This is a genomic window from Mucilaginibacter sp. A3364, from assembly GCF_059690715.1.
This window is the reverse complement of record NZ_JCAWED010000001.1, coordinates 821,592-839,459: the sequence shown is the minus strand read 5'-3', so window position 1 is coordinate 839,459 and position 17,868 is coordinate 821,592. Positions and strand designations below refer to the sequence as shown.

Annotated in this window: 17 protein-coding genes; 12 read left to right on the top strand and 5 right to left on the bottom strand. The window is 44.8% G+C overall.

The window, feature by feature from the left end:
- The first annotated feature begins 17 nt into the window (after positions 1–17).
- From AC59JT_RS03615 to AC59JT_RS03600, 4 genes are read left to right on the top strand one after another with little or no spacing between them, the layout of a single operon-like run.
- Positions 18–1,304, top strand: a complete 1,287-nt coding sequence (locus AC59JT_RS03615) for a bifunctional folylpolyglutamate synthase/dihydrofolate synthase (RefSeq protein WP_497396221.1) — start codon at positions 18–20, stop codon at positions 1,302–1,304.
- A gap of 37 nt (positions 1,305–1,341) precedes the next feature.
- Positions 1,342–2,322, top strand: a complete 981-nt coding sequence (locus tag AC59JT_RS03610) for a Gfo/Idh/MocA family protein (protein ID WP_497396219.1) — start codon at positions 1,342–1,344, stop codon at positions 2,320–2,322.
- A gap of 25 nt (positions 2,323–2,347) precedes the next feature.
- Positions 2,348–2,875: a hypothetical protein gene (locus AC59JT_RS03605; protein ID WP_497396217.1), complete on the top strand. Its 528-nt coding sequence runs from the start codon at positions 2,348–2,350 to the stop codon at positions 2,873–2,875.
- Between the two features lie 20 nt (positions 2,876–2,895).
- Positions 2,896–4,965 (top strand): M48 family metallopeptidase, encoded by a 2,070-nt coding sequence (locus AC59JT_RS03600; RefSeq protein WP_497396215.1) that lies wholly within the window; start codon positions 2,896–2,898, stop codon positions 4,963–4,965.
- 23 nt (positions 4,966–4,988) lie between these two features.
- Here AC59JT_RS03600 and AC59JT_RS03595 read toward each other — a convergent pair whose 3' ends face one another.
- Positions 4,989–5,165 carry a DUF6496 domain-containing protein gene (locus AC59JT_RS03595; protein WP_497396213.1) on the bottom strand — a complete coding sequence of 59 codons (177 nt, stop codon included), beginning with the start codon at positions 5,163–5,165 and terminating at the stop codon, positions 4,989–4,991.
- A 60-nt stretch (positions 5,166–5,225) separates the two neighbouring features.
- Between AC59JT_RS03595 and AC59JT_RS03590 the strand changes: the two genes are divergently transcribed.
- The 6 genes from AC59JT_RS03590 (at position 5,226) to AC59JT_RS03565 (ending at position 12,309) form a co-directional block, all read left to right on the top strand.
- Positions 5,226–6,092, top strand: a complete 867-nt coding sequence (locus AC59JT_RS03590; protein ID WP_497396211.1) for a nucleoside phosphorylase — start codon at positions 5,226–5,228, stop codon at positions 6,090–6,092.
- A 62-nt stretch (positions 6,093–6,154) separates the two neighbouring features.
- Positions 6,155–7,249 carry an AI-2E family transporter gene (locus AC59JT_RS03585; RefSeq protein ID WP_497396209.1) on the top strand — a complete coding sequence of 365 codons (1,095 nt, stop codon included), beginning with the start codon at positions 6,155–6,157 and terminating at the stop codon, positions 7,247–7,249.
- Between the two features lie 2 nt (positions 7,250–7,251).
- Positions 7,252–8,205, top strand: a complete 954-nt coding sequence (locus AC59JT_RS03580) for an MBL fold metallo-hydrolase (protein WP_497396207.1) — start codon at positions 7,252–7,254, stop codon at positions 8,203–8,205.
- A gap of 130 nt (positions 8,206–8,335) precedes the next feature.
- A complete protein-coding gene (gene lpxK, locus AC59JT_RS03575) occupies positions 8,336–9,391 on the top strand; it encodes a tetraacyldisaccharide 4'-kinase (RefSeq protein ID WP_497396205.1) in 1,056 nt (351 codons plus the stop codon).
- Positions 9,363–10,187 (top strand): purine-nucleoside phosphorylase, encoded by an 825-nt coding sequence (locus AC59JT_RS03570; RefSeq protein ID WP_497396203.1) that lies wholly within the window; start codon positions 9,363–9,365, stop codon positions 10,185–10,187. Before lpxK ends, AC59JT_RS03570 begins: the two co-directional genes overlap by 29 nt.
- Positions 10,177–12,309, top strand: coding sequence for a putative porin (locus AC59JT_RS03565; protein ID WP_497396202.1), 2,133 nt, complete (start codon positions 10,177–10,179; stop codon positions 12,307–12,309). The genes AC59JT_RS03570 and AC59JT_RS03565 overlap by 11 nt, the downstream gene beginning before the upstream one ends.
- A 21-nt stretch (positions 12,310–12,330) precedes the next feature.
- Here the strand turns inward: AC59JT_RS03565 and AC59JT_RS03560 are convergent, their stop codons facing one another.
- Positions 12,331–13,509, bottom strand: a complete 1,179-nt coding sequence (locus AC59JT_RS03560) for an asparagine synthetase B (protein WP_497396200.1) — start codon at positions 13,507–13,509, stop codon at positions 12,331–12,333.
- Between the two features lie 153 nt (positions 13,510–13,662).
- Positions 13,663–14,925, bottom strand: coding sequence for an asparagine synthetase B (locus AC59JT_RS03555; RefSeq protein ID WP_497396198.1), 1,263 nt, complete (start codon positions 14,923–14,925; stop codon positions 13,663–13,665).
- Between the two features lie 154 nt (positions 14,926–15,079).
- Between AC59JT_RS03555 and AC59JT_RS03550 the strand changes: the two genes are divergently transcribed.
- The gene (locus tag AC59JT_RS03550; RefSeq protein ID WP_497396196.1) at positions 15,080–15,541 is read left to right on the top strand and encodes a peptidylprolyl isomerase; all 462 of its coding nucleotides are present in this window, start codon (positions 15,080–15,082) and stop codon (positions 15,539–15,541) included.
- A gap of 84 nt (positions 15,542–15,625) precedes the next feature.
- Complete coding sequence (locus AC59JT_RS03545) at positions 15,626–16,162, top strand: DUF5606 family protein (RefSeq protein ID WP_497396195.1); 537 nt, start codon at positions 15,626–15,628, stop codon at positions 16,160–16,162.
- Between the two features lie 156 nt (positions 16,163–16,318).
- On the opposite strand, the gene AC59JT_RS03540 is transcribed toward AC59JT_RS03545, so the two are convergent.
- A complete protein-coding gene (locus AC59JT_RS03540) occupies positions 16,319–17,242 on the bottom strand; it encodes a cation diffusion facilitator family transporter (RefSeq protein ID WP_497396193.1) in 924 nt (307 codons plus the stop codon).
- 94 nt (positions 17,243–17,336) lie between these two features.
- Positions 17,337–17,810: a 23S rRNA (pseudouridine(1915)-N(3))-methyltransferase RlmH gene (rlmH, locus tag AC59JT_RS03535; RefSeq protein WP_497396191.1), complete on the bottom strand. Its 474-nt coding sequence runs from the start codon at positions 17,808–17,810 to the stop codon at positions 17,337–17,339.
- Between the last annotated feature and the right edge of the window lie 58 nt (positions 17,811–17,868).

The following is a 17,868-nucleotide window of genomic DNA, read 5'->3' as shown; positions in this document are numbered from 1 at the left end:
AGCAATAGCCATCCACCATGAACTATCAAGAAACGATAGATTACCTTTTTTCTCAGCTCCCTGTCTTCACCCGCGTTGGCATAACCGCCTATAAAGCCGATCTGAGTAACACTCTTGAACTATGCAGGCGCCTCGGCCAGCCGCAGGAGCAGTTTAAATCGGTGCACATAGCCGGCACCAATGGCAAGGGTTCAACCTCGCACATGCTGGCAGCCATATTACAAACGGCAGGCTATAAAACCGGTCTGTACACCTCCCCTCACCTTAAAGATTTCCGTGAGCGCGTGAGGGTAAACGGCCAGATGATCAGCCAGCAAATGGTGATAGATTTTGTGGCCGATCATAAGCGGGATTTCGAGGATATCCAACCCTCATTTTTCGAAATGACGGTAGCCCTGGCCTTCGATAGTTTCGCCAAAGAAAAGGTAGACATAGCCATCATCGAAACCGGCCTGGGCGGCAGGCTGGATTCCACCAATGTGATCACGCCGTTATTGTCCGTTATTACCAATATAGGCTGGGACCATATGAATATCCTCGGCGACACGCTGCCCAAAATAGCCGGCGAAAAGGCTGGTATCATCAAAGCAGGCATCCCCGCCATCATCGGCGAACGGCAGGATGAGGTGGCTGAGGTATTTGAAAGTAAAGCGAATGAGGTTGGTGCGGAGATCAGCTTTGCGTCGGACATGTATGAGGTTAAAAGTGAAAGAGCAGATTACTTGTTAGAAATAGACATTCGCCCACTCAAAACTCAAAACCCGCCACTCAAAACCCAACTCGACCTTACCGGTACCTATCAGCTCAAAAACATAAAAACCGTCATAGCCGCTGTAGAAGAATTACGCCGCCAAGGTTTCACCATTACTGATGAACATATCAAAACCGCCCTCCGCCAGGTAAAAACCTTAACCGGTTTACATGGCCGCTGGGAAGTATTAAGCCCCCAACCCCTCACCATCTGCGACACTGGTCACAACCCTGATGGCATAGCTGAGGTGCTGAAAAACATAGCCGCGGTAAAGTATGATCACCTGCATTTCGTAATGGGCATAGTGAACGACAAAGACAGCAGCAAGGTGCTTTCCATGCTGCCCAAAACCGCCACCTATTACTTTTGCCGCCCCGATATCCCCCGCGGACTGGATGCCGAAAACCTGCAGCAGCAGGCAGCAGATTTCGGTTTGCAGGGCGATGTATATCCATCAGTAAAAGCGGCCCTTGCAGCAGCCCAAAACGCGGCCAAAACGGCCGACCTGGTTTTTGTTGGCGGCAGCACTTTTGTTGTTGCCGAAGTTGTATAAAAAGTTATATTTTTACGTTCAAACCTAATTACATAAAATGACCGATATAAACTGGGGCATAATTGGTTGCGGCAACGTAACCGAGAAGAAAAGCGGCCCTGCCATGTACAAAGTTCCGCACAGCAGTTTAGTAGCCGTAATGCGCCGCGATGCCGAAAAGGCCGCCGACTATGCCCGCCGTCATAATGTACCACAATGGTATAACGATGCTGACAAAATATTAAACAACCCGGATATCAACTCGGTATATATTGCCACGCCACCCGCTTCGCACTTACCTTACGCCGTGGCAGCCCTTGAGCGGGGACTAAACGTATATATTGAAAAACCGGTAACCCTAAACGCCGCCGAAGCCCGCATTATAGCCGAAGCGGCTGCAAAAAGTAGTGGTAAGGTGTCTGTTGCGCATTATCGCCGATCGTTACCTATGTTTCAGTACGTGCGTGACCAGATCAACAACGGCGCTATTGGCGATGTACGTACCGTGCAAATAAAGATGTGGCAACCCCGCAAACCGCAGCTGGTAACCCACCTGGCCGACAACTGGCGCGTACAACCCGAACTGTCGGGCGGAGGCTATTTCCATGACCTTGCCCCTCATCAGCTCGACCTGATGTTGTTTTATTTTGGCGAACCATTGTACTTTAATGGCTCGGCCCTGAATCAGGACGGCGCAACAGCCGCTGATGATAACGTTAGCGGGCACATTGTATTTAAAAACAAAGTAGTGGTAAATGGCTCATGGACATTTAATGTCTCGCCCGAGAATAATGTAGATAGCTGCGAGATAGTAGGCAGCGAAGGCAGTATCAGCTTTCCGTTTTTTGGGTTTGACGTGAATGTTAAAAATAGCGAAGGCGATAACAGCTATACTTTTCAGCATCCCGAACATGTATCATACTTTATGGTTGAGCAGGTGGTAAATTATTTCAGGGGCGCACAGCAAAACAACCCTTGCGCCATTGAAGATGCCATACCGTTGATGGACATCATGGACGCCTTTGTTACACACAGATAATTAAGAATTATTTGTAAGTTTAAGTATGAAAAAGATCATTTTCCTATGCTGTATTCTCTGCTTCGCCATAAGTGCCGGTGCCCGGGCGCAAAATTTCCCGGTGCCTCCGTATTACACGCTTAAAACCGGTGCCGATTTCACGAAATACGAAAAAGATGTGATCAATACCATTAACTGGCTTGAACAAACTCCTTGGGATACTAACAAAGAAGAACGCAAAGTTGCCAATACCTTTTTAATGACCTGGCTTACCGAAAGCCCGACGATCACCCTCGTACTTAACTCGCAAACCTTATTAAATATTAGCGACAGGAACCCCGAACTTCTTAATATTTTCATGGGCGGTTATTTAAAGTACGCCCTGCAAAACAAGGACAGCAGGAACCAATACGATGTAAACCAGGCCTACATAGCCGGTATACGTGCCCTTATTACCAAGTACCGGGCCGAAAGCCATCATGTTAAAGACAAGAACGTTGACCGCCTGGCCCGTTTTGACCAAACCGGCAAATTGGAAAACTGGATCAAAAACGATTTTAATACTGTTGAATAGTACGCAACGCACCTAAACCAATGAATATCGATCTAAACTATCCACCTATGCCCGATGGGGCGCAGCTCTCTTTTGTACAACCATCTAACACTTTTAAACAAAGTGTAGCCAAGGTGGCCATATCTATGCTGCTGTTTATTTTAATTTACCTGTTGATTTTGGGCGCGGCTTTAGGGCTGGTTTTTATTGTCGGCATAGGTGCTATGGCACTGGTTAGCGCGGTGCACAATTTTTGGGTGGTGGTGTTGAGCTTAGGCATGGTACTATCGGCGGTGATGTTGTGTTACTTCCTGGTGAAGTTTATTTTTAAACGAAATGTGGTAGACAACTCGGACAAGTTAGAAATAACGGAGGATGAACAACCCCGGGTGTTTCAATTTATAAGGGAGCTAACACGCGAAACCGAATGCCCTTTCCCCAAAAGAATATTCCTTACAGCCGATGTTAACGCAGCGGTTTCTTATGATTCTTCATCATTCTGGAATATATTTTTCCCCGCAAAAAAGAATTTGCAAATAGGTTTGGGCTTAGTTAACGCGCTCAATTTATCAGAGTTTAAAGCGGTTATGGCGCATGAATTTGGCCATTTTTCGCAACGTAGTATGAAAGTGGGTATCTACAGCCATAACATGCACCGCGTTATTTATAACATGCTTTATGAAAATGATGGCTATGACAACGTATTACGATCTGTAGGACAAATTCATGGCATATTGAGTATCCCTATCTATGTCAACATATTTTTAGTAAAACAGGTAAGGAAACTGATGCTCTTTATTTACAACATCGTAAATAAAGATTACATGCGTTTATCTCGCGAAATGGAATTTCATGCCGATTCGATGGCTGCATGCGTTGCAGGATCAAACCATAGCATTAGTTGCTTACGCAGGATCGAGTTTTCGCATTTATGTTATACCGAGCTGTTCTCTTTTTTAAACAAACTGGCTGAGGATAAGAAACGTCCCGAAAATATTTATCCGTATCACTTCGCCGCCATGAAGTTTTTTGGCGAAACACAACAGCTAGTCTGCGATGACTTAGGCATCCCTGTGATAGATAAAAAGCTGGCAGCCTTAAATAACACCCAAATTAACATCGAAAACCAATGGGCGTCGCATCCGTCAATGGCCGATAGGGAAGATCAGTTAAAACAGATCAGCTTTACAGCACCGCTCACTAATTTATCGGCATGGTCTATTTTTGATGATGCGGAGAAGTTACAGGTAGCCTTAACCGATATTATTTACGCCTACACGCCCGAACCTTATAACATAGCCGATAAAGAAACGGTTGATAGTGAATACACCAAGTTCAATTCAGAAAATTCGTTGAACAGCGTTTACAAAGGTTTTTATAATGGCCGGTTGATAACTGCATTTGATATTGATGAGGCTGCCACCCAGGAGTGGCAACGCGCTGATTTTAACGATATTTTTTCAACAGACAATTGCAATACACCTAACAAAATTAGTGTTCTGCAAACCGATATCGGTTTGCTTGACTATATAATTACCGGCAAGGACGTAAAAAGCTTTGATTATAACGGGACCCGCCACAAAAAGGCTGATGCTGCCGAAATTAAAACCACACTGGAAACTGAACTTAAGAAAGCCGAAGAACAATTAGCATTGCTGGATAAACAAGCATTTCAAATGTTTTATCACCAGTCTCCAGATCCGGAAGCTCTCAAATCGGCTTACAGCGCATTCTTTAAGCTACAAGAGGAATCGACAGCGCATTTCAGTTATCACCAGGAATTTACCACGGTTGTTAACCCGGTTTATACAACCATGAAATTTGCAGATATTGAAATTACGATCGAGAATATCTACGACAAGGAAAAAGAACTTAAGCCAAAGCTACAGGCATTGTTAGATGATAGCGACGCAGCGCCATACATCACCCCTGAACAAAAGAAACACCTGGAAGAATATCTTTCAAAAAAATGGGTTTACTTTAACAACCCGGTATATATCGAGCCTGCTTTAATGGTATTATCCCAGGCCCTTAATGCCTATATAAATATTGTTGCTAACAGGCTTTTCGGCGAAAAGAAAAAACTTACCGAACTGCAACTAAAACACTAATGTGTGCGCCTTAGCGGCGCACACTAATCCTTCTTCTTCGGCACCTTTGCGCCCTCTTTTCTGGCTTCGGATAAGCCGATGGCTATGGCTTGTTTTTTACTGGTGACTTTTTTACCGCTGCCCGATTTTAGTTTACCCTTTTTCATTTCGTGCATGGTTTCTTCAACCTTCTCGCTTGCTTTTTCTGAATACTTTGCCATGATGTTTTTCTTTTAGTAAATGATGTAGATTGATACAAATAATTTGCCAATTTTACATGGATGAACAGGATATCAGAAACTGATTTGATTTTAAATGCTGATGGCAGCATTTACCATTTAAACCTGCTACCCGGCGATGTTGCCGACACGGTGATAACCGTTGGCGACCCCGATCGCGTTAGCGAAGTGAGCCGCTATTTTGATACCATCGAATTGAAGAAGGGTAAACGCGAGTTTATTACCCATACCGGCTTCATCGGAAAAAAAAGATTAACTGTCATTTCAACCGGCATTGGTACCGATAATATTGACATTGTATTTAACGAACTGGATGCCTTAGTAAACATCGATTTTAAAACCCGCACTATTAATCCGTCGCTTAAAAGTCTTGATATCATCCGCATCGGCACATCGGGAACTGTACAACATGATATTCCTGTGGATAGCCTGTTATTCTCAGAAGCTGCCATTGGCCTGGATCCCTTGATGCACTATTATGAACAAACAATAAGCGAAGCCGATCAACAATTGCTCGCCGCCTTTAAAACGCTTCTGCCAGCAAACTTTAACCCCTACTTTGCCTCAGGAAGTGCGCGTTTATTAAACCTGTTGGCTACGGGGCAACAACAAGGCATAACGGTTACGGCGCCGGGTTTTTACGCGGCGCAGGGCAGGCAGGTTCGCGCTATTGCAACCGTGCCGGCTTTAATGGGCCTGCTCCAAAACTTCAGCTTTGAAAACAAGCGAATAACCAACCTTGAAATGGAAACCGCGGGCATATACGGCTTAGCTGCCAGCCTTGGCCACAATGCCATATCATGCAATGTTATACTAGCCAACCGCGCTACCAATACCTTTAGCACGCAGCCGGGCAAGGTTATGGATAAATATATTCAACACATTTTGCAACAACTGGTCACAATTTGATATCTGTAAAACATAACACCCATAGCTACGTTACCTAAACAAAATTTGAGCACCCGGTATAAATGACAGCAAAAAAACTGATAGCACCTTTTTACGAGCGCCTGGCGCTGATACTGATAGGCCTTGTGGTATTGGGCTACCTTGTAATTCAGGGTAAAGAAATTTTGAGCCCGCTACTATTTGGTTTTTTGTTTGCCATACTGCTGCTACCCATTTGCAGTTTTATGGAGCGAAAACTGCGCCTGCCGCGCAGTATCGCTTCGTTTATATCTATATTGTTATTGGTGGGCTTTATTAGCGGCGTGCTATATCTGGTAGGTTCGCAAATATCAAAACTGGCAAACGACTGGCCGCTGCTGCAAAACCAGATCACTCAGTCATTAAACAGCGTTTCCGAGTGGATACAGTCATCGTTCAACATTAACATGGAGCGGCAAAAGATCTATGTGCATGATACCACGCAAAAGATCATGTCGTCGGGCACGGCGGTGTTGGGTACTACTTTTGGGGCCATATCATCGTTACTATTATTTTATACATTCATACTTATATTCACCTTTTTCATGCTGTTTTACAGGCGTTTGTTATACAAGTTTATTGTGCACGCGTTTGGGCATGAAAATGAACCTGTAGTGGCCGATATTGTACAAAACATTCAGCGTATACTAAGGCAATACATACTGGGGTTAATATTTGAGATGGTTATAGTAGCAGCTGTTGCTTGTACCGCGTTTTGGATGATAGGCATCAAATATGCTGCCCTGCTGGGTATTATCGTCGGCTTGTTTAACATTATCCCCTACCTGGGCATATTTACGGCCTTAGTTTTAAGTGTAGTGATAACATTTGCCACCGGGCCAATCAATAATGCCGTTGCCGTAGGTATAAGCGTGGTTATTATTCACGCTGTTGATTCAAATTTGCTGTTGCCTACTGTCGTAGGATCAAAGGTTCGGTTAAACGCGCTCATCACCTTTATAGGCATTATCGTAGGCGAAATGATGTGGGGTCTATCGGGCATGTTCCTATCTATCCCCGTACTAGCTATATTTAAAATAATTTTCGACCGTGTGGAAAGCACCAAAGCCTGGGGTTACCTGTTAGGTGGTGACTACGAAGAAAAAGGATCGGCCAAAAAGAAAATGAAAACCGAATAGCCATGCGGTACATCAAACTCTTCCTTTTGCTACTGTTATCCGCGCAGCTTAACCGTGCATCTGCGCAGCAAAACAAAAGTTTTACCGTAGTGCCTTTAGGCGTATTAGGCGGCATTGACGAAAGCAACCTATCAGCTTATATGATAGCGCCACCGGGCAGCAAAAATTATATCTGCTTAGATGCAGGCACCCTGCATTACGGTATTGAAAAAGCCATCACCAATAAAGTGTTCACCGTTTCGGCAGAAAAGGTGCTTAAAGACAATATCAAAGCTTATTTTATATCCCACTCGCATTTAGATCACCTGGCGGGATTGATCATCAATTCGCCCGAGGACAGCAACAAGCCTATCTATGCTTTCCCAAAATGTATCGAGACCTTTAAAAACCGTTATTTTGCCTGGGATAGCTGGGCCAATTTCGCCAATGAAGGCGAAGCGCCGGCGCTAAAAAAGTATACCTATCAGCCACTAACCGAAGGCGAAGAGATCACCATCCTCAACACTGAGTTAAAAGTTACAGCCTACCCGCTTGCCCACAGCAACCTGCAAAGCACTGCCTTTTTGGTGAACAACAAGGGTAATTACATTTTATATTTTGGCGATACCGGACCTGACGAAGTTGAGAAAAGCCAAAACCTGCAAAAGCTTTGGCAAAGTATCGCCCCGCTTGTTAAAAGCAAGCGCCTAAAAGCTATCATGATAGAGGTATCGTTCCCCAACGAACAGCCCGACAAAACACTTTTCGGCCACTTTACGCCAAAATGGCTAATGACCGAGATGGCTAACTTAAGCAAGCTAACGGGCACATCGGCGTTAAAAAATTTCAATGTGGTGGTAACGCATTTAAAGCCACCTTACAGCAGTATAGTCAAAATTAAAGCGCAGCTGAAGGCAGGGAACACATTGGGCTTGAATTTTATTTACCCGGTGCAGGGGAGCGCTTTACGATTTTAAACAACGGGTGTCATGCTGAGGCACTCGAAGCATGTGGGCAAAGGCCTTTACGCTCACCCTTCGACGGAGCTGAGGATGACAGCCCCCTCTCGCATCATTTCCCCACCCTTTTCTTATCTTTACCAAAAATATGAAATACCTGCGCCTGCTTTTATTTCCGTTCTCGTTAATATACGGCCTGATCGTACTGATACGCAACTGGTGTTATGACGCGGGGTTGTTTACGGCCAGGTATTTCAACATCCCCGTTATAGCCGTAGGTAATTTAGAAATTGGCGGGGCCGGAAAAAGCCCGATGACCGAATACCTGGTTCGCCTGCTAAAAGCCGAATATAAGCTGGCCACGCTAAGCCGCGGTTACGGTAGGCAAACGAAAGGTTTTGTTTTGGCTGATGAGAATACTACAGCCACACAGATAGGCGACGAACCCGCCCAATTCAAACACAAATTCCCGGATATTACGGTTGCCGTTTGCGAGAAACGGGTTGATGGCATTGAGCAATTACTACCCGGTCATGATCTCATCTTACTGGATGATGCCTATCAGCACCGCGCTGTAAAACCCGGTTTAAGTATTTTATTGTTTGATTATAACAACCTTAACAACCCACGCGTAGTGCTTCCGGCAGCAAATTACCGCGAACCATTTAGCGGCCGCTGGCGGGCCGATGTGATCATCATCAGCAAATGCCCGGAACAATTAAATGTTGCCGAACAAGAAAACATAACCGCTGATATATCGCCACTGCCCTATCAGCAGGTATTTTTCACATCGATAAATTATCAGCCACTACAAAAAATGGGTGGCGGCAATGATATTACTGTGATAGACGCTGATACTACTGTATTTGTGCTTACCGGTATTGCCAAGCCCGCGCCGATGTTGGATTATATCAAAAAGCATACATCGCGCATTGTGCACCACAATTATCCCGATCATCATCGCTTTAGCTTAAAAAATATCGCTAAACTTGCCGATGAATTCGCAGCGCATCCGGCAGAAAAAAAATTGATCATCACAACAGAAAAGGATGCGCAACGTTTAGGAGAACATGAACTGCTTACTATTGTTAAACAAATGCCGGTTTGGGTACTACCCATTGGCATTAACTTTTTGAACAACAGTAAACAGCAGTTTGATAAAATAGTAACAGCATATGTTAGAGAACATAGAACGCACCGCTAATTATATAAAAAGCCGCATCGGTGATTTTGAGCCCGAAGTAGGGATTATTTTAGGCACCGGCCTTGGCGGTTTGGTTAAAGAAATTGAGGTCGAAAAACAGTTGATGTATTCTAACATCCCCGATTTTCCTATTTCAACTTTAGAATTTCACTCAGGTAAGCTGATATTTGGTACATTGGCAGGCGTTAAAGTTGTGGCCATGCAGGGCCGCCTGCATTATTACGAGGGTTACAATATGCAGCAAATTACCTTCCCGGTTAGGGTGATGAAAATGCTGGGTATTAAAACGCTGTTTGTATCAAATGCCAGCGGTTCATTGAATCCTGACATTAAAAAGGGCGACCTGATGATCATTGAAGATCATATTAACCTGCAGCCGGCAAACCCTTTGGTGGGCCGTAACGAGGAAGAGTTGGGTCCGCGTTTCCCGGACATGAGTCAGCCTTACAAGCGCGACCTGATCAAAAAGGGATTAGACATCGCCAAAAAAAATAACATTACTTGCCATAAAGGCGTTTACGTAGCCGTTACGGGCCCTAACCTTGAAACCCGTGCAGAATACCGCTACCTACGTATTATTGGCGGCGACGCTGTAGGCATGAGCACCGTGCCCGAGGTTATTGTGGCCAACCACATGGGCCTGCCTACATTTGCCATTTCGGTTTTAACAGACGAAGGGTTTACTGACGAACTGGTGCCTGTTTCGTTAGAAGAGATATTGGCTGTAGCCGAAGCTGCCGAGCCTAAATTGACGTTGATACTTAAAGAATTGATTGCCGGACTAAATGCGCAATAAGCTTAAATACATTTTTTTATTGCTGATATGTTTTTCGGCGCAGGTTGCGGTAGCGCAATTTACTACGGGGTCGGGTACCAACCAATCGGGTTATGGCGGTTACCCCAATCAGCGTACCGGTGTTACCGACAGGTATGGCCGTGATACGGTACCTCGTCAATCGCTTACCGGCAGCCAAATGATAGATACCTTGCGTAAGCAGGAAGAACGCCGGCAAGACTCTGTGATATTTACCACCAAGTTTATTAAGATCACCAACGAAGGCTTGCTGAAAGACAGCACGCAGTTATCGCCTTTGGACACCACCCTGCGGGATTTTGAGAATTATAGTCCGCTGTTTCAACCGCGCACGCCTAAAATAAGTTTGAGCGCGGCATCAGGTCGCGCGGCGCGAAGTTTGTTATTTGAGCCGCCCAAAACCATCGGCTTTGATGTGGGCCTGCACGCACTGGATACTTATATGCTATTACCGCAGGACGTGCAATATTACAACGCCCGTGTACCTTATACCCTACTAACACTTTACACAGGTGGGGCTGCCGAGCAGATCTTTAAAATGCTGCATACCCAAAACATAAAGCCTAACTGGAATATGGGCTTTAACCTTAATTTCTCCGGTTCGCGCGGGTTTTATAGCAGCAACCGGGTGTTAACGCAAAACGTAAGCCATCTTAACGCGGCCGTTTTTAGCTGGTACGAATCAAAAAGCAAGCGTTACAACATGCTGGCCAACCTGGTGTTTAATAACCTTAAAGCACCCGAAACCGGCGGTATTTTAAATGATTCGATATACACCAGCGCACTAGGATCATTTGACCCTACAACTGAGCCTCCAAGGCTTAAAACCACTTACTCCAACTATGGTAGTTCGGATTTTTACTTAAAGCAGTTTTACTACATCGGTCGCATTGATACCACCATACAAAAAGGTAAGCAGGCGGCCAATATATTACCAACGCAACGTGTATCGCACACCTTAAACATAGGCAGGCGCAAGTTTAATTTTATCCAGAACGAGCAGGACCTGTACAACGTTTTCCCAGACTATTACTACAGCTCAAACCGCTCGCGCGACTCGCTGAGTGTTACCCGCATAGCTAACGATTTTAACTACAGTTTTTACCTAAGGGGAAAAGCCAAACAGTTTGTAAAAAACGAATTTAAGCTGGACGTGGGCTTGTTGCACGAGCTATACAATTACGATCAATACGTAAGCGATACCACCCTGAGCGAATTTGGCTACAAAGTAGTAGGCCCCGACAGGATGCAGCACGCGGCTTTCCAAAACATCACCCTGAAAGGCAAAATGAGTTATCGCTTTAGCGACAGGGTAAACCTGGATTTTGCGGTAAACCAAATAGCCCTCGGCCGTAACTTTGGCGACTTTTTATATGATGCCAAGCTATTGCTGGCCGGTGGCAACAAAGCAGGTAAAATTATTTTGAACGGCTACATACAAAGCAGCTCGCCGCCCTTGGTGGCTACCAATTGGGTATCAAACCACTTTAAGTTTAATAATACTTTCAGCAATACAAAAACTACCAGCCTGTCGTTCAACTACATTAACAATGCGTTGGAGCTTGACCTGAAGGCCGAGTACTTTTTAATTACCGACTACCTGTACTACGAAGCCAGCCTTAATGGTATTGACGCCCACCCGGTACAGCTGTCAACCCCGATAAATCTGCTTAAAGTTAGCCTGGGCAAAAACCTGGCGCTGGGTAATTTCCATTTTGATAACTTTGTGGTTTACGAAAAAACCGACTACCAGAACACACTACGCGTACCCGAGGTTTATACCTACAGCAGTTTATACTATAACTCGTTCCTGTTTAAAGTGCTGCGTTTAACTACAGGTGCTAATGTGCGTTTCAATACCTCATACGTGGCGCCTTCATACGCTATCGGCTTGGGCCAGTTTTATAACGGGCCGGATGTAACCTTTTCTTCATACCCCGTAGCCACAGTTTTTGCTAAAGCGACATTAAAAAACACCAACCTGTTTGTAGCCTACGATTATGCTAACCAAAACATGTTTAGCAAAGGCTACTACACCGTAAACCGCTACCCGCAACAGGAAGCGCAGTTAAAGTTTGGTGTGAGCTGGATATTCTATCAATAGAGATTAGTTCCTATCAGCCTCTTAAGTTTTTTGTTTCTTTTTCTTCGCGGCGGGGAATAATACGTTATTCAGAATAAGGCGATAGCCCGGTGAACTGGGATGCAGTTTCAGGTCGGTTGGTGGATCGCCGGGCCGATGCTGGTAGTCTTCGGGGTCGTGACCGCCGTAAAAGGTCCATTGGCCCTTGCCATATTCGCCGTGGATGTAGCGTACCTCGTTCTCGGTTCTCATCTCACCCATTACGGTTACCGATGATTTGAGCAGGCTTTTATCAAAGGCGGTAGCCAAACCCATAAAACCTTTTATTACCCGTTGATGATCTTGTGTAAGCATGCTGGGGACCACATCCCATTTAGCGGAAAAATCAAACAGCGTAAAAAAATCATCAGCCTGGTTCATGCGACGTCCCTCGCGGGTGTTGATGTTACTAAACTGGCGCGAACGCGGATAGGTAGGAACTATAAAATTTTGAAAAGCGAAAGTTTGGGTAAAGTCCAGTTTTGATTGCGCGGCGGGGTCTATCGGGTCACCGTCATTATTGCTGTCAACAATGTCGGTATTTGCTGCCGCGAGGGCAATATCAAAGCTATCGGCACCGCTGCACATAGCAAACAAAAATCCGCCGCCGGCGCAAAACTCGCGTATGGTTTGCGCTACCTTCAGTTTCATTTTTGATACTTTGGCAAAGCCGAGTTTTGTGGCAGTTTCTTCCAGCATTTTGCGGTTGCGCAGGTTCCATTCCATATTACTGCCATTGCCGTTTTTGCCGTATTGCCCGGTAAAATCCTCATGATGCAGGTGCAGCCAGTCGTATTTGGGCAGGTCGCCTTTTATAACTTGCTCGTCGTAGATGTAATCAAAAGGAATTTCGGCATAATCTAATACAAGCACCACGGCATCCTCCAGCGGCCCTTTATCCTTTGGTGAATACACGGCTATTTTGGGTGCTTTTTGCAGCTTCACCAGGTCCATATTTACTGATGGATCATTAACAGTGGCTATTACTTCGCTTACGCGGGCATCGTTCAATACTTCGTAGCTAACACCACGTATTTTGCACTCGTCCTCAACCTTTTTGCTGTAAGTGGTCATGAAACTGCCGCCGCGGTAGTTAAGCAGCCAGTCAACCTCGGCATCGGCCTTTAATATCCAGAAAGCGATGCCGTACGATTTGAGGTGATCCTTCTGCAACTCGTCCATAGGTATCAATATGGAGTTTGCCCTCGTTACAGAAGGTAAAAGATAAACAGCGAAAGCTAAGAGGTAAAACAAACGCTTCATGTTATACCAAATATAACAAACAAAGGATTAAGATATTAGCGGTAGGTTGGTAACAATGATGATAGCCAGTGCCTAGGTCTTCTGCTTTTTCTTTTTAGCAGCAGGAAACAACACGTTATTCAATATCAACCGATACCCCGGCGAGTTAGGATGCAGGTTCAGATCAGTAGGCGGATCGCTTACCTGGTGCTGGTAGTCCTCCGGGTCGTGGCCCGAGTAGAAAGTCCATTGGCCTTTGCCAAATTCGCCGTGGATGTAACGGGCCTCGTTGGCGGTTTTAAGCTCACCCATTACGGTAACGTTGGGTTTAAGCACACTCTTATTGAAAGCTGTGGTAAGGCCCTTAAAACCTTTCACAACCTTGTCGTGGTTTTGGGTAAGCATGCTTGGCACCACGTCCCATTTCGCCGAAAAATCAAACAGCGTAAAAAAGTCTGAACTTTGGTCTATTACCCGCACATTGTTCACATCAACATTACTAAACTGATGTGAGTATGGATCGGTGTTTAAAGTAAAATTTTGAAAAGCGAAAGTTTGCGTAAAATCCAGTTTTGATTGCGCGGCGGCGTCGGCACGGTCGCCATCAAACATAGCTTCGCAGATATCGGTATTGGCAGCAGCCAGCGCCACATCAAAAGTCTCGGCACCGCTACACATAGCAAACAAGAAACCACCGCCGGCAGTAAATTCGCGGATGTTTTCGGCCACCGCTAGTTTCATTTTGGATACTTTTTTAAAGCCCAGCTTTTTGGCCATGGCTTCCTGCACTTTTTGGTCTTCTACATACCATTGCGCGCCGGCAAAGCTGCCGTAAAACTTGCTATACTGGCCGGTAAAGTCCTCGTGGTGCATATGCAGCCAGTCGTATTTGGGCAGATCGCCACGGATAACTTCTTCGTCGTATACTACATCAAAAGGTATTTCGGCATACTTAAGCACCAGGGTAACGGCGTCATCCCAGGGCATTTTATTTTTTGGCGAGTACACGGCAATTTTAGGGGCTTTTTGCAGTTTCACCAGGTCCATATTAACAGATGGATCGCTTACGGTGGCTATAACCTCGCTTACCGCGGCATCGGCCAATACCTCGTAGCTTATACCTCGTATCTTACATTCTTCCTCGGTGTTTTTTGCGTACTTAACCATAAAGCTGCCGCCACGGTAATTAAGCAGCCAGTCCACATCCTCGCCATTCTTTAACACCCAAAAAGCAATGCCGTATGATTTAAGATGATTTTTTTGCGCCTCATCCATCGGTATTAAAATAGAAGACGCCTTGCCTAAAAAAGGTAAAAGCAGAAAGGCGAAAGCTAAAAGGTATTTTAAGCGCATCATTATCTCAAATTAACGAATAATTTTTAAACGAAGTATGTTTTTGAGGGGAAAGGTAAAAGCCTGCCAAACCTTTCGCCTTTTACCTTTTGCCTTTAACCCTAAAAACAGTACATTTGCTGTCCCATTAAAAATAATAACAACCCTATAAAAGGCAATGAGTAAAGCGATTATTAAAACTGAAAAGGGCGACATGACTGTTGAATTTTATGATACAGACGCCCCAAATACGGTAGCTAATTTTAAAAAACTAGCCAAAGAAGGCTTTTATAACGGATTGACCTTTCACCGGGTTATACCAAACTTTGTAATACAAGGTGGTTGTCCGTTTTCAAAGGATGATGCTACGGCTTACCGTGCAGGCAGCGGCGGCCCGGGTTATCATATCGACTGCGAGCTTACCGGCGAACTGCAATATCACGATCGTGGAGTACTTTCAATGGCACATGCTGGCCGTAATACCGGTGGTTCACAATTTTTTGTGTGTCATAGCCGTACTAACACTGCTCACCTTGATCGTAACCACACTTGCTTTGGTAAAGTGATCGAGAACGTTGACGTGGTTGACGATATCCGCCAGGGCGACAGAATTTTATCAATTGAAGTAACTGAAGATTAATTGACGTTTGACGTTGTACGTTATAAGTTGTACGTTGAATACGTATAACCTACAACGTATCACGTACAACTTATTACATAAAATATGAATTTAAGCGGAATAGTAGCCGTATCGGGCAAACCGGGCTTATGGAAAGCTTTGGTACAAAACAAAACCGGTTTCGTGCTGGAAAGCCTTGATGCGCAAAAAACTAAATTAATTGCCAACTTGTCAACTGCTAAGCTTGCTGCTTTGGAGGAGATAACCATTTTTGGCGATGTTGAAGATATTAAGCTGACTGATGTATTCGGTCGCATTAAAACTGCAGGTAACGTACCAGATGCTAAAGCTGACGGTAAAGTCCTGAGAGAGTTTTTCAGAGTTGTTGCTCCTGACCATGACGAGGAGAAGGTTTATGCTTCTGATATGAAGAAGATCATTACCTGGTACAACATCTTAAAAGATATGCCATTATTTAACGAGGAGCCTAAAGCGGCAGCTACTGCTACTGAAGAGGCCCCAGCCGAAAAACAGGCCGTTAAGGTAACCGAAAAACCAAAGAAAGCCGCAGCACCTGCAAAAGCGCCTAAAGCTACTGCACCAAAAGCAGCAGCGGTAAAAAATCCATCTAAAAAAGGATAGGTTTTTGGATGTGCGGATAAGTAGATGTGCAAATATGCAGATGTGCTTATGTGCAGATGATATTAAAAGCCTGATAGTTTTACTATCAGGCTTTTTTGTTGGTATTAGTTGATCAAAACATTTGCATATCTGCACATCCGCATATTTGCACATCAACTAACACACCTTCTGTTCGCACTCTTCCGTACTAAACTCCGGCTCGAATGTGCAGTGGCTGATCTCCAAATGCAGTAATCTGTGGCGCAGATCGTGTTTGATGGTTTCAAACTGATGGATATCTGTTTGTGCGATAACTACGTGGGCTGTCAGCGCGTTTTCGGTAGTGCTAAGGGCCCAAACGTGCATATGGTGGATATCTACCACCCCCTTAGCTTTAAGCAATTCTACGCGTATTTTATCAACGTCCATGGCAACAGGTACGCCGTCCATTTCTAGACGAAGGCTATCTTTTAGCAATCCCCAGGTGCCTTTTAATATAATGATGCCGATGATGAGGCTCACGGCGCTATCTATCCAGTATAAATTGGTATAGTAAATGATCAGGCCCGAGATCACTACGCCTAATGATACCAGCGCATCTACCGCCATGTGCAGGTAGGCGCCTTTAACATTCAAATCCTTGTCCTTATCCTTTAAAAACAGATAAGCTGTAAAGCCATTGATCAGGATACCCACGCCCGCTACCCAGGCCATCGTAGTGCCGGATATAGGTTCGGGGTGCATAAAGCGCATAATGGCTTCATAGATGATGATGCCTACCGTAGCCACCAATATCACCCCGTTAAAGAAAGATACCAATATGGTTGAGCGTTTGTAGCCATAAGTATACTTTGCGCTTGAAGCCACTTTGGTCATTTTAAAAGCCAGCAGTGCAAGGGCCAGGCTGGCTACATCGCTCAGGTTATGGCCGGCATCGGTCATCAAGGATAACGAACCGGTTATAAATCCGGCAGCAAACTCAACAATAACAAAAGCCGAATTAAGTATAATACCCCAAATAAAGGCTGCGTTTAGATGATCAAGCTTAGGGGCGTGGTCGTGATGATGGTGCCCGTGGTGTGAATGGTCGTGACCTGACATAGGGTAAAGTTACGGCTTAGTTGGGGGAATTGGAAATGCGGTATAAGTATCAGACTTACGAAGTTTTAAAAACTTCGTAAGTCTATAGCACGGATCATTCATGATGATACGGCTCCCCCTTCGAGATCGAGAACGCCCTGTACAACTGCTCCATAAAAAACAGGCGTATCATCTGGTGCGAAAATGTCATCCGCGACAGCGAAAGTTTATCATTAGCCCTGCTGTAAACAGAATCATCAAAACCATAAGGCCCGCCGACGATGAACACCAAACTTGATGTTGAACTGATGGATTTTTTATCTAGATAGGCCGAAAATTGTTTGGAGCTAAACTCCATTCCTTTTTCATCCAGCAGGATAACATGATCCAGCGGTGTTATCTTCTTGAGGATCATCTCAGCCTCTTTGGCTTTCTGCTGATCCTGGGTAAGGGCCTTGGTGTTTTTCAGTTCGGGCAGATCAAGCATTTCCAGTTTGGTGTAATGCTTCAGGCGCTTTACATATTTGTCAATACCATCCTTCAGGTAAGCGTCTTCGGTCTTGCCAACTGTTAAAAAAGTGATCTTCATGGCACAAAAATACGGCAATTATAAAATATAAGCGTTTATTTGGAGTTGAGTTTATTTT